This is a genomic window from Spongorhabdus nitratireducens (assembly GCA_947387575.1).
Taxonomy (GTDB): Bacteria; Pseudomonadota; Gammaproteobacteria; order Pseudomonadales; family Endozoicomonadaceae; genus CANDOC01.
Genome location: CANDOC010000011.1, coordinates 19481 through 31871, shown reverse-complemented (window position 1 = coordinate 31871; position 12391 = coordinate 19481). Strand labels below are relative to the sequence as shown.

Genomic DNA, 12391 nt, shown 5'->3' with positions numbered 1-12391 from the left:
CCTTTAGGGGCTTTCCCTTATGATGGCTGCCACGGAAGTAACAGAAGAATACCCGGAAGGCCTATGAGTCCGGCAATGAATAAACCAATTGAAATCAGCTGTGTAGTAACCCGCCTTGAACTGATGAACGACGATGTGTTCAGAGTGGGGCTGAAGCCGGAAAGTGATCAGACATTATCCTTTTATGCAGGGCAGTATCTGGAGATTTTGCTTCCGGATGGAAAGCCCTGCGCCTTCTCCATAGCATCATCGCCTGAAGCTAGTCAGGAACTTGAACTGCATATTCATTTCCTGTCCGATAAGCCTGCGCTTGTCACTCTCTTTGACCTGCTTGAGAACTCTGAAAAGCTGCAAGTGCGGTTGCCGATGGGAAGCTGCCATGTTGGCCAGCTGCCCGCTGCACCTTTGCTATTTGTTGCGGCAGGTACCGGCTTTGCCCAGATGAAAAGCATGATTGAACATGCGCTGGAACAACAGCACCCTCACGATATTCATCTCTATTGGGGAGCACGTCAGCCAGAAGGTCTTTATCTGCCAGGTTTGCCTCGACAGTGGTCAGAGCAAAATCTGCTGACCTATCATCCAGTGGTGAGTGATGCTGACCCCGCTGGTGACTGGTCGGGCCGTGATGGCCTTTTGTATGAAGCTATTCTGGCTGATGAGCTGGACAAGGCTAATACTCATGTTTTCCTGAGTGGCTCTCCTCAGATGGTATATGGAACCGTGGATGCCCTGGTTGCAGCGGGCTTCAGAGAAGAAAATATGCACTCTGATGTTTTTGCCTATGCTCCCCGAGGTTAATTCCCGGGGCTGATTCAGGAGGGTAAGGCAGAGACCTGTTCGTGCCTTACTCTTCATGGCTAAAGCTTCGGAGAGAGCTTGCGAGACCTGACCTGAGGTAATAAATTTAAAGTATAAGTGGCTAAATTGCGCATTTTTTAGCCTCTTTGATAGTCTCAGGATATTAAAAAAAGTTTTTAATAACTTTTTGATCAAAAGATAGACATACCGTCATGTCGCCCGTCTTTAACCTGTCATTATCAGAGTGATAGTTTAAAACTCATTTGAAACATGGCTCTATGGTTTTTATCAGGATGAACGATAAACAGCCATAGGCAGCGAAATACAAAGAGCGTATTTCAACATATCGATACGACCGGGGTTGGAAGCTGTACCCGGCCATACTACAAACGGATCTGAGTATGGCACTATGGTAAACAAGACTGCGTCAGCAATACATTTTCTCTACCATCAGTTTTCTCATCGCTGTTTGGCAGCGCTTCTTGCAGCTAGCTGCGTTGCTGTTACAACTGATGCCAAAGCTGAGAGATCTTCATCCGGATCACAGGGCTGGGCTGAACAAAGTCGAAAGTACAGCGAGATCAACTTCTTCCCCCAAAAGAAATCACATAACCTCGAACAAAGCCTTGGCCGTGCAGTTTACAAAGCTGTGGATGATCCGGCTGCAGTGGGGCGCAAAGCCGCTGGAGCTTTGTTTTATGGCTCTCTGGATCTGGTCGGACTCGATGATGAAGTTAAAGCCATGGTTGATTATGTGGAAGAGAAAACCGAGTTTGAATTCGGTGAATGTGGGGAAGTGAAGCTCCGCAACGAGCTTCGAATGGAAACCTGTCTGAATAACGAAACGTCGCTACGCTTTCGCTCTGACTATGACATGGGAGATGTGAAACTTGAGTTTAACTGGAGGTTTTAATATCGCCTCCAGTTGTCCCCGCCTTTCTACCGACTTATTTTTAGTTAGTTAATCATCCAGTGCATCTTCTACCAGAGGCCAAACATTATCCAGCAGTACTGGCTGGGCCTTGGGTAATGGATGAATCCCATCGGCCTGATTCAACTTGGCATTTCCGGCAACATCTTCCAGAAAGAACGGTACCAGAGTCGTACTCTCTTTGTCGGCCAGCTTATGAAAGGTATTGTTAAACAGCCGGGTATAAAGTGGGCCATAGTTTGGCGGTATCTGCATTTCAAACAAAAGTACTTCGGCATCAATAGCCTCGGCTTGCTGAATCATCTTCTGCAGGTTTTTCTTCATAACAGGAACGGGCAAACCTCGCAGTCCATCATTTGCTCCCAGCTCCAGCAGAATCACTTCGGGGTCATGACGTTCAAGCGCTTCAGGAAAGCGGCGAAGACCGCCGGCTGAGGTCTCTCCACTCAGGCTCAGGTTAACCAGCTTCCATTCCGGATGGGTTTGTTGCAGTCTTTGTTCCAATAGAGCAACCCAACCCTGGCGTGTATCCATACCGTAAGCTGCACTCAGACTGTCGCCAAACACTAACAGGGTATTTTGATTATCGTCCGCAGCCCGGGCAGCAGACAGCGTAAAAACAGACAACAAAATCATCAGGAAAAGACGACAAGCAATGAGCATAAATAAACCTGCCAAGGCTGAGGTAATGGTCGAGGCGATCAAAGTAAGGAAGCAGGTTACCACCCATTCAGGCTCACTGACCATTCTCGATAGTATCAATATGCAAATTCTGGCTGGGGAGTCTGCGGCCATTGTCGGGGCTTCCGGAGCAGGAAAATCCACCTTGCTGGGACTACTGGCTGGACTCGATACGGTATCCGAAGGTGATATCAGACTGGCCGGTCAGAGCCTGAGCCAGCTTGATGAAGATGGCCGAGCCAGTATCCGGGGCAAGACAGCAGGCTTTGTGTTCCAGTCTTTTCAGCTGCTGCCAGCACTGACGGCGCTGGAAAATGTCATGTTGCCGTTGGAGTTACAAAACCGACGTGATGCAAAAAAACGAGCTGTGGAGCTGCTCGAAAGAGTGGGTCTTAAAGAGCGTATGACTCACTATCCGGGCCAACTTTCCGGTGGAGAACAACAGCGGGTGGCGATAGCGAGAGCATTTGCAACCGAGCCGAGCATCCTGTTTGCCGATGAGCCGACAGGTAATCTGGATCAGACCACCGGGCAGCACATTATTGATCTGTTGTTTGAGGTAAACCGGGAAGCAGGCACCACATTGATTCTGGTAACACACGATATGGCTCTGGCGGCCCGTTGTGACCGAACCTTACAGCTGGTCGGAGGCCAGTTGGTTGAGGAGTCAGATAATGCAGTGGCCTAACCTCTCGCGTCTGGCCGTGCGCCAGACCCTGCGTGAATTGCGTGGTGGTAGTTTGGGTTTGCTGTTGGCCGCCATGTGGCTGGCGGTAACGGTGAGCACCGCCATTGCCCTGCTGGGTGACCGGTTGCAACAGGGTATGAACAGTCAGGCTGCAGAAGTTCTGGGTGGCGATCTGATAATTAAAACCAGTAGGGAGTTGCCGTCTGAATTATTGACGTTGGCGGATACCGGGAAATTGTCCCGAACAAAGGTGCTGGAATTTTCCACTGTTGTGCTGGCAGGGGAATCGATGCAACTGGTATCGGCCAAAGCTGTAAGTGAAGGCTATCCCCTGCGAGGCTGGTTACGCTCAGCGGCTCAGCCTTTTGCTGAAGATGAGCGCACACAGGATATCCCGGCTCCGGGAGAAGTCTGGCTTGAACCCCGGCTGTTTCCCCTGTTGCAGGTAAAGCCCGGAGATACTCTCTATTTGGGTGAGAAAGAACTGGTGATCAGCCGGGCCATCACATATGAGAGTGATCGTGGGGGCGACTTTTACAGCTTCTCTCCCCGGGCAATGTTTAACATGGCTGATGTGCCGGCAACCGGTGTGATTCAGCCCGGTAGCCGGGTGTTATGGAAATATCTGTTCGCCGGAAACGAGAGGTCATTGAAGTCTTTTCGTGCCGAAGCAGAGCCTCAGTTGGATGTGACCCAGCAGATCCGCTCTACTCTGGAAGACAGTCCTTCGGTGGGTAACTCTGTAAACCGACTCAAACAGTTCCTGGGACTGGCCAGCTTGGCAACAGTATTGTTGGCAGGTGTTGCCGTTGCACTTGCTGCCCGCCGCTTTGCTGAACGCCATTTTGATACCGCGGCACTATTGCGTTGCAGTGGTGCATCGCAACGTGATGTTACCTGGCTGTTTGTGATTCAGTTATTGGTTGTCGCAGTGTTGGCGATTATTCCCGGCTTATTGGTCGGCTGGGCAGCCCATGAAGGTGTGCTTCTTATGCTGCGCGATGTGTTGCCGGCATGGCTACCCGCTCCGGGATGGGAACCATGGATGTTGGGAGCAGCTACAGGTTTGGTACTGTTGCCCGGCTTTGCGTTGCCTCCGCTGATTCAGCTGCATCGTGTTACACCCCTGAGAGTTCTGCGTCGTGAAATCCAGCCACTGCCTCCGGCAGCCTGGTTGTTATATATCACCTCACTTACTGTGCTGGTGATTCTGCTCAGGGTATACACCAATGGCTGGGGAATGGCGTTGGCAATGGTTGCCGGCGGCGGTGTGATTCTGACCGCTGCGACTTTGCTACTGAACCTGATTGGCAAGCTGGTTACAAAGCTTCTGACTCATACTTCATCAGTACCTCTACGGCTATCGGCTGCCCGCCTGACACGACAGCGCAGCTTATCCAATATTCAGTTGCTGGGCTTTTCCCTGACATTTATGGCCATGGCGATTGTGCTTATCCTGCGAATGGATCTGCTGGGCCGCTGGGAAGCCCAGCTGCCGGATGATGCGCCCAACCAGTTTGCCATGAATATCGACCCTGCAGATGTTGCCGGTTTTGATTCATTTCTCGAACAAAATCAGCTGCCTGACAGTCAGTTGTATCCGGTTATCCGTGGTCGTCTGACAGAAATTAACGGTCTGACAGCACTGGATGTTGTGCAGGATCATGCACTGGAGCGGGAGCTCAATCTGACCTGGTCTGAACAGCTGCCGGAGCAAAATGTGCTGAAGCAGGGGCAGTGGTGGAGCAATGAGCCAGGTAGCGAAGTCTCTGTCGAGTTTGAGCTGGCAGAGCGATTGGGGCTGGCTTTGGGTGACAAGTTGACCTTTGATGTAAACGGTCAGGCTGTTACCGCTGAAGTGACCAGTTTCAGGGAAGTGCAGTGGGAGAACTTCCGCCCTAACTTCTTTATGGTCTTCCCTCAGGTTGCACTAGACGGTTTACCGGCGACATGGCTCAACAGCTTCTATGTACCGCAGGAAAAGAAGACGTTGTTAAATGATCTGCTACAGCAGTTTCCGTCGGTTACCTTGCTGGATATCGATAGTGTGATGTCCAGAGTTCGGTCCTTGATTCAGCAGGCTGGAGCGGCAATCAACTATATGTTGCTGGCGGTGCTCGGCGCCGGGTTACTGGTTTTGCTGGCTGCGATTGAAACCAGTCTGGATGAACGACGAAGGGAAGGCGCATTACTTCGTACCATGGGCGCAAGCAGCCTGAAGCTGCAGCAAGTACAGGTCATGGAGTTTGTTGTAATGGGCGGGTTATCAGGAATACTGGGCCTGATTGGCGCAGAAATCTGTAGTTACCTGCTGTACCAGAATGTATTCAAACTCAACTGGGAACCTTCGCTCTGGTTATGGTGGCTGCCGTTTGCTGCAGCACTTGTCACCGGAGTGACGGGTTGGCTGGGAACACGGTCTGTCAGAAGGGTGCCCCCATTGGTAACGCTTCGTCGTGTAATGGGCTAGGATAATTCGGGATAAAGTCGCCAGAACCTCTGGCGACTTTATGATGCTTTCAGGATGGTTTTTGCTCGAACTCCCACTGAACTCCATAAGGGTCGAGGAAGTAGAAGTAGCGGATTTGTTTTACCATTTCTCTGATGTCATGACGGGTTGCCTGATCCCGATCCAGGTGTTCGTCAAACAGGGCGAACTGTTCGTCAGTAATGGGGCCGATTTGGTAAGCCTTGTAGTCGGGAGATTCACTAATCATTTTTACCCCGGACTGACTTTTAACAAACTCGAAAGCTTCGTCTATGTTGCTGACACCCAGTGAGACATGGCGTGGACCTCCCAGGTCATGGGTTTGTTTCCATTCAATCTGCTGACTTCCGACAGGACTGTGATACTCAATCAGCTCCAGCGTGAAATTATCTTCTGTGGGTATCTGTAGATATCGGATTGAAACATCCACATCATCCGGCTTTTCCATAAAGCCAGCAGACAGGGCAAAGTTTCGGTTTTTAAAGTGTGGAAACTCGACGGTCGGTTCAGCCTGAAAGGTCTTGCTGTAGAACGCTGTCGCCTTATCCATATTATCAACGACAATATTTATATGGCTGAAACGAGAGAACTGGATCATAACGCTGTTACACCATGAGTTAACTGATAATAACCGCTAAAGAAAGGTGGTGCTCCTGAGCATAGCTGCTATTTATAGAAGCGGCTTTGTGTAATCTGTGAGTAACCTGCCATGAAACGTCTGCATGCGCTCCTGCTCCTTGTTGTGATGTCCTCAGGCCTTCTGCTGTTTAACCCCTCTCTTACCCGGGCGCATTGCCAGATACCTTGCGGCATTTATGATGATTTTGCCCGGGTTCAGGCCATGCTTGAGGATGCGGCTACAGTGGAAAAGTCTGCCAGGGAAATAGCTGAGATGGCTGGAAAGACCGATGCCCAGTCACAGAATCAACTGGTGCGCTGGGTGATGAACAAGGAGAAATATGCGGAAAAAATTATCTGGACGATCAGTGATTATTTTTTAACCCAGCGGATCAAGCCTGATCAAAAAGACTACGACGAAAAACTGAAAAAGCATCATGCTGTTATGCTGGCTGCCATGAAAGCGAAGCAGAATGCGGATGTGAAATTTGCTGTAGCCCTTAAAAACAGTATCGAAGCACTGGCTCCCTATTACCCGGAGCATAAACACTAACAGTGTTTTGAAAAGCGGTGACTTATTTAAAGCCACCGCTTTAACGGGTTATCAGCTTAGTTCAGCCACTCTACGACAGCGTCTTCCTGATGGCGTGTTTTCGGGAAGGGCTCATTTTCCCGGTAGCCAAACGCAACCATGCAGCTGATACCGAACTCCTTGCCATCAAACAGGCCTTTCTCGATCATCAGCTTTTCCAGTGGCTCGCGATCAAACCCTTCAATCGGACAGGAGTCGATGCCAACCTGTGCTGCCACGCTCATCATATTGCCCAGTGCGATATAGGTTTGCTTACAGGACCAGTCGAACATGGCACGTGGAGATTCTGTCAGCTTGAAGTGTTCAATCTGGAACTGGCGATAAAAGTCACCTTTCATTTGGACAATATCTTCCGGCAACTGAGTCACGTCACGCATATGGTTCTGGATGTAGTCAGAGTCGTAATGCATATCGGCTTCTTTGCGAGCCAGAATGATGACAAAGTGACTGGCAGTTGGCAGTTGCCCCTGGGCACCCCAGCACAGAGGTTTCAGGGTTTCCCGTAATTCCATGTTTTGCACAACCAGAAATTTCCAGGGCTCAAAGCCAAAAGAGCTGGGGGAAAGACGACCGGCTTCCAGAATAAAACCAAAGTCTTCGTCGGTGATTTTTTTACTGGCATCAAAGCTTTTGCAGGCGTGACGGAACTTGAATGCGTCGAGGATCTGCTGTTGTGTAACCTGGTTCATAATGCGACTTCATTCTGCATAGAGGTAATTGGTGGGCATTCTATGCCTGATGAAAAATGTAGGGAAGAAAGCACAGAAATGTGAGGCAATATACAGATATGTACTCAGGTACATTTTTTATACTATGACTCGTTCAATAAAATATTGCTTCCCTGAGATAGTCAGATGAGTGTTGAAAGTATCCATGACGCCTATGAGGCAGGTGAAAGACCTTGTCCGGTAGAAGTTGCCCTGAATGCGATTGGTGGCAAATGGAAAGGGGTGATTCTCTATAAGCTATTATCCGGCTGTCATCGTTTCAGTGAACTGAAACGGAAACTGCCCCGTGTAACCCAGAGAATGCTGACACTTCAGTTACGTGCGCTGGAGGCAGATGGCCTTATCAGCCGGACTATCTATCCGGAAGTTCCGCCACGGGTTGAATACCGTCTGACAGAACTGGGTGAGAGCCTTGAACCTGTGATCCAGATGCTAATGGACTGGGGACGATTATATGAGGAAGCCTGTGATATTGACCGATAATAAAATGGTTTGATTAACAGGCTTCTTTTGGTTTCCGGGGTTTTCTATAAGCCAGGTAAATCAATTGTGAATGGCTCAGCTTCGGAGTCCCACAAAAGCAGCTGATCATAGCATTGGCTGAATTTGGCGATGCCATCTTCGTTTACTGGTAGCCCGACGTTGCATACGTCTTCCCAGTCAAGAGAAACAGGCTGCTGAAACCGATTGGTTGCTTCCGACATGCCGGAGCTCTGAGTCTCTTTTTCAGGGCTGGGAGCTTTTAAAAGAAATAAATCATGGTTAAACGGCTCAAGCCCGGGATCACTCCGGTAACGGGCTACTACCGTATAAATATGACCGTCGAAACAAGATATAAGAGGCTGAAACTTCTCGTTTGTTCGATCGCCTGAAAGCTTTGTGTAATGAGATGAAGACTCAAGTCTCGGTGGGAGAAACCTGATAAGAGGTGTGCCTGATACGAGCTCGGACGCAGAGGAATAGCTATACATCGAGTCAAAGCTCAAGCAATGTTCTCCTCTCATTCCAAGATCAAAAAGTACCATACCCCTTTTTCGTGGATCGGTTGTCAGGTTGTATAGGCGACCCGGGTTGTAATGACAGAGCGTTTCTTCTTCACTGTCAGTCGAAGTGCTGGAGGTTCTGTTATGAAAAACAAGAGGAAAGCTGCTGGAGTGAATAGATGCTGGGCTTTGAGCCCAAGTGCAACCACTTTCGCTTAAGTTGAGCGAAGCCATATAAAAGGGTGTCCCCCCACCTCGGTCCGCAGGGGGAGGATAATAGCGATCCATGGATACAAGAGCGTGTGTTTTTTGCTGGCTGTCCTGAACCAGTTCCATACCGGAAATGAAATGATGACGGACCCAGCGCTCCGGTTCCCGGATCAAGTTGTTTGTTATTGGGTATGGAGTGACTTGCAGGTTGCTAAAGCTTCCGGTCTCTTCTGGGCCTGTAAGGTCAAGCTGGATAAGGAATGAGTAATCATCACAGGCCCCCAGAAAGTATCGTTTATCTTTTTGTCTTGTTTTGAATACTTCAGTGATACAAAAGGGTGAGTATTGCTTTAGACCTGCGATGCGTTTGGGTAACCAGTAATAGAAAACAGGTTGAGTCAAATGACGACAGTGGCTCCAGGAAAGGTCATACTTCGTTTGGTGGAGTTTAAAATCTCCAAAGGCATCTGAAACCCTTAAGTCGAACAGATAGATAAACCCATTCGGACTTGAAAAGATCAGGTGGTTCTTATCGATAACCCTCATACGAGGTAAAAACTGTAAATTACCTTTATCCGTGTGAGAAGCCCCTGGCAGGAGCAATTTATAATATACGGGTTCTTTAACCTGACCATCAATATCATCAACTATTTGTACCAATGCAACCACTCCAGACTGATCCCACTGCATTCCCTCAAGCGGGTTCGTGTCGCGGTAAGCTGTCATAAATGCCGATATAGCTGCTGATAATGGTAAGCAGAATAACAGGAACAGGCTACATAACGCCTTTAAGCCCAAGTATTTCATACCATTTATTCTCTATATCGTTATTTTGGAAGAAACAATTTATATAGCTGTAATTTCTTGCAATGTGTATTCAGGAATAAAGTTGAGAGCAGGGGATAATAAAAAGGCGGCTTTTAAAGCCGCCTTTTTATTAGATATTTCTCACAGAATAATTATGTGTTTGCTATTTCTGCAGGGCTGCAAGACGCTTTCTTTTGCATCCATCCCGGGGCAGCACCGGCGATGAAACCAACGATACCCGGCAAAATCCAGCCCAGATCGTGAGCCGCCAGTGGTAACTGACCAAACAGCTCGGCCATTGGGGTGATTGCCTCAACATTACCGGCAACCAGACCATCGGTCAGGCCGACAACTGCAACCGGAATCAGGGTGTAGCTGAAGACGCGGGTTGGGTTGGCAAACTTGTCACGCGCCAGACACAGCAGAATCAGTGCGATAGCAACCGGGTAGATTGCCAGCAGTGCCGGAATTGTCAGGGACAGCAGTTCGTTCAGACCCACATTGGCAATCAGGGTACTTACCAGCGTGCTCAGCACAACCCAGGTGCGATAGCCGGCAAACGGCAGTACTTTGGAGAAATACTCACCACAGGCAGTCAGCAGACCAACGGCAGTGGTCAAGCAAGCCAGCATGATGGAAGCAGCCAGAGCAACCAGCCCGATCTTGCCGAAGCTGGCAGAAACATAAGCGGTCAGGATTTCGGCGCCATTAGTTGCATTCGGAGCAACGGCATAGCTGGTGGCACCGAGATAACCCAGAGTCATATAAACCGCACTCAGGCCCAATGCGGCAATCAGACCTGCCTGAATGGTATAGCGGGTGATCTGTGCTTTTTCAGTGACACCGCGCTGCTTCAGACTGGAGATAATAACGATGCCGAAAACCAGTGCACCAAGCGTATCCATGGTCTGGTAGCCTTCCTTGAAGCCACGTACCAGTGGGTTAACCATGTGAGTTGCGGGGTCAATTTCGCCCTGCGGGAACATAAATACACCGACCGCAATCGCTGCCAGAACAACAACCAGCATCGGTGTAATCAGCTTGCCGATGAAATCAATCAGCTTGCCCGGATTCAGAGACAGGAGCATGGCCACAGCAAAGAAACCCATGCTGAAAAAGGTCAGTCCCATTCCGCTGCTATCGCCCAGAAATGGCGCAATGCCCATTTCAAAAGCAACAATACCGGTACGGGGGGCAGCAAACAGCGGGCCGATAGCCAGGTAAAGAATCAGGCCGGCAGCCACAGCCGCGCCTTTAGGCAGATCCTGGGTGAAACGATCCAGACCACCACCCAGTCGGGCCGCGGCAACCACACCCAGTAGTGGCAGGCCAACACCGGTTAGCAGAAAACCGAGCAGGGCGGGAACCAGTGCACTACCAGCTTCCTGACCTAATACCGGAGGGAAAATCATATTACCGGCGCCCAGGAACAGAGCAAAGGTCATCAGACCAACGGCCATCACATCAGATTTTTTTAAACGGGTTGAACTGGAAAAAGACAAAAGCCTTACCTCTTGTGGCATTAATGCGTGGTGTCTGACGGATTGCCATAACAGCGACTGATAATACGATGCAGGTCGCTCTGGTTGTTATGGCCCAGGTCAGCTGTACCAAATGTCACGCGAGGGTTCGGAGCAGGAGGAGGCCGGCATCCGGGGTGTTGGAATACAGCAGTATGGCAGTAGCACGGTTTTGCATGATACCACCAAACCCGGCCGGTTTTTTGAAACCGGTCGAGCACCTTCATCAAACCCGTTAAGCGATGTGTAATGTATCCCATATCCACAGATAGTGCGGCAATCGCGACATTTACCTAAAAAAACACTTTTTGATATTGCTTTTACAGGAAATCTAAATGTAAAGCCTGAAGCCTTTTCGCCGATGTGAGAATTGATGAAATCGAAAGCGGAATGCTGAAATGAGAATCGGGTTGTTATCACTACTGGCATTACTCTGGCTGACCGGCTGTACATCAATGAAACCGGGTACGCTGGATGAGCGCTGGTCCAAAGCCAGAAACCTGACTATGGCGGCTGGCATGGGAGCTGAGCTCACCGACCATACACTGGCACCGGAAGCTTACGACAGTGATGGCAAACTGCTGGATTATCAGCTGAACCGGATTGCGCTGCCGGCTTATGGTTCGTCCTCCGGTGTTTCAGGCCTCAAAGTCTGGCCTCATGGCCCGTTTCAGGATCTATATGCTGGTTGGGCGCTTCCCGGTAATAATCATCTGCACGAGCACCACTTTTTTGCCTGGATGCCGCTGACGGAACTCACCAAGCCGGTAGAAACTGGCCCCGAAACGACTCCTCGTGAACGCATGGAAGCGCTGATTGTTGAACACTCCATGGCCGCCCTGCGGGATATGAGTTACAAGGCAAGGCCCTTTAGCGCCAGAACATCACTCAATGGTATTGATATGCTGCAGTGGTATCTGTCGGACGAGGACAGTGGCTGTGATATCAGTGCCAAAAACTGTGTGTTGACCGTCTATGTACCGCCACCGATAAAGGAAATGGTTGCTCCGGCGTATACCCACCACGGTATTGCCGGTAAAGAAGCGTTGCTGTTTTCAGCTCACGGTGATGATGAGACCTTTCCCCGCGTAATTATCAGTCAGGCTGGTGGTATTCGTACTATCAGTGAGCATGTCTTTTACCAGAAACTCAGTGCTCGTATGCCGGGTTGGTTCTATATCTATCTGGCACCGGATGAAGTCGGGATAGCTGATAGTAATAAGACTATTGGCTATCCGTATGTATTAGAAAAAGGTCGGCCACTGTTATTCATCTCACCAGAAATTGGCCCGGTAAGAATTAATGATGCAGAGACTGAAACAGCAAAAGAGTAAAAGACCACAA

The 12391-nt window shown here is 49.6% G+C and carries 13 protein-coding genes; 8 read left to right on the top strand and 5 right to left on the bottom strand.

Annotation, left to right across the window (positions count from 1 at the left end; all coding sequences use genetic code 11):
• The first annotated feature begins 75 nt into the window (after nt 1-75).
• Nucleotides 76-801: an NAD(P)H-flavin reductase gene (locus tag ACYZZ0_RS18515; protein ID WP_461538143.1), complete on the top strand. Its 726-nt coding sequence runs from the start codon at nt 76-78 to the stop codon at nt 799-801.
• 409 nt (nt 802-1210) lie between these two features.
• A complete protein-coding gene (locus tag ACYZZ0_RS18510; RefSeq protein ID WP_461538142.1) occupies nt 1211-1714 on the top strand; it encodes a hypothetical protein in 504 nt (167 codons plus the stop codon).
• Between the two features lie 48 nt (nt 1715-1762).
• On the opposite strand, the gene ACYZZ0_RS18505 is transcribed toward ACYZZ0_RS18510, so the two are convergent.
• Nucleotides 1763-2395: an arylesterase gene (locus ACYZZ0_RS18505; protein WP_461538141.1), complete on the bottom strand. Its 633-nt coding sequence runs from the start codon at nt 2393-2395 to the stop codon at nt 1763-1765.
• Between ACYZZ0_RS18505 and ACYZZ0_RS18500 the strand changes: the two genes are divergently transcribed.
• On the top strand, nt 2388-3101 hold the full coding sequence (locus ACYZZ0_RS18500) for an ABC transporter ATP-binding protein (RefSeq protein WP_461538140.1): 714 nt from the start codon (nt 2388-2390) through the stop codon (nt 3099-3101). The two genes, ACYZZ0_RS18505 and ACYZZ0_RS18500, sit on opposite strands and share 8 nt — an antisense overlap.
• Nucleotides 3088-5571 carry an ABC transporter permease gene (locus ACYZZ0_RS18495; protein ID WP_461538139.1) on the top strand — a complete coding sequence of 828 codons (2484 nt, stop codon included), beginning with the start codon at nt 3088-3090 and terminating at the stop codon, nt 5569-5571. The genes ACYZZ0_RS18500 and ACYZZ0_RS18495 overlap by 14 nt, the downstream gene beginning before the upstream one ends.
• Before the next feature lie 49 nt (nt 5572-5620).
• On the opposite strand, the gene ACYZZ0_RS18490 is transcribed toward ACYZZ0_RS18495, so the two are convergent.
• Nucleotides 5621-6187 carry a VOC family protein gene (locus ACYZZ0_RS18490; RefSeq protein ID WP_461538138.1) on the bottom strand — a complete coding sequence of 189 codons (567 nt, stop codon included), beginning with the start codon at nt 6185-6187 and terminating at the stop codon, nt 5621-5623.
• A 111-nt stretch (nt 6188-6298) separates the two neighbouring features.
• Here ACYZZ0_RS18490 and ACYZZ0_RS18485 point away from each other — a divergent pair, with 111 nt between their 5' ends.
• Nucleotides 6299-6760 (top strand): superoxide dismutase, Ni, encoded by a 462-nt coding sequence (locus tag ACYZZ0_RS18485; RefSeq protein WP_461538137.1) that lies wholly within the window; start codon nt 6299-6301, stop codon nt 6758-6760.
• Between the two features lie 56 nt (nt 6761-6816).
• Here the strand turns inward: ACYZZ0_RS18485 and ACYZZ0_RS18480 are convergent, their stop codons facing one another.
• A complete protein-coding gene (locus ACYZZ0_RS18480; protein ID WP_461538136.1) occupies nt 6817-7488 on the bottom strand; it encodes an NAD(P)H-dependent oxidoreductase in 672 nt (223 codons plus the stop codon).
• 165 nt (nt 7489-7653) lie between these two features.
• Between ACYZZ0_RS18480 and ACYZZ0_RS18475 the strand changes: the two genes are divergently transcribed.
• Nucleotides 7654-8010 (top strand): winged helix-turn-helix transcriptional regulator, encoded by a 357-nt coding sequence (locus tag ACYZZ0_RS18475; protein ID WP_461538135.1) that lies wholly within the window; start codon nt 7654-7656, stop codon nt 8008-8010.
• 44 nt (nt 8011-8054) lie between these two features.
• Here ACYZZ0_RS18475 and ACYZZ0_RS18470 read toward each other — a convergent pair whose 3' ends face one another.
• The gene (locus ACYZZ0_RS18470; protein WP_461538134.1) at nt 8055-9527 is read right to left on the bottom strand and encodes a hypothetical protein; all 1473 of its coding nucleotides are present in this window, start codon (nt 9525-9527) and stop codon (nt 8055-8057) included.
• Nucleotides 9528-9679: 152 nt separating this feature from the next.
• Nucleotides 9680-11029, bottom strand: coding sequence for a branched-chain amino acid transport system II carrier protein (gene brnQ, locus ACYZZ0_RS18465; RefSeq protein WP_461538133.1), 1350 nt, complete (start codon nt 11027-11029; stop codon nt 9680-9682).
• Nucleotides 11030-11141: 112 nt separating this feature from the next.
• Between brnQ and ACYZZ0_RS18460 the strand changes: the two genes are divergently transcribed.
• The gene (locus ACYZZ0_RS18460; RefSeq protein ID WP_461538132.1) at nt 11142-11297 is read left to right on the top strand and encodes a hypothetical protein; all 156 of its coding nucleotides are present in this window, start codon (nt 11142-11144) and stop codon (nt 11295-11297) included.
• A gap of 148 nt (nt 11298-11445) precedes the next feature.
• A complete protein-coding gene (locus tag ACYZZ0_RS18455) occupies nt 11446-12381 on the top strand; it encodes a hypothetical protein (RefSeq protein ID WP_461538131.1) in 936 nt (311 codons plus the stop codon).
• Nucleotides 12382-12391 lie beyond the last annotated feature (10 nt).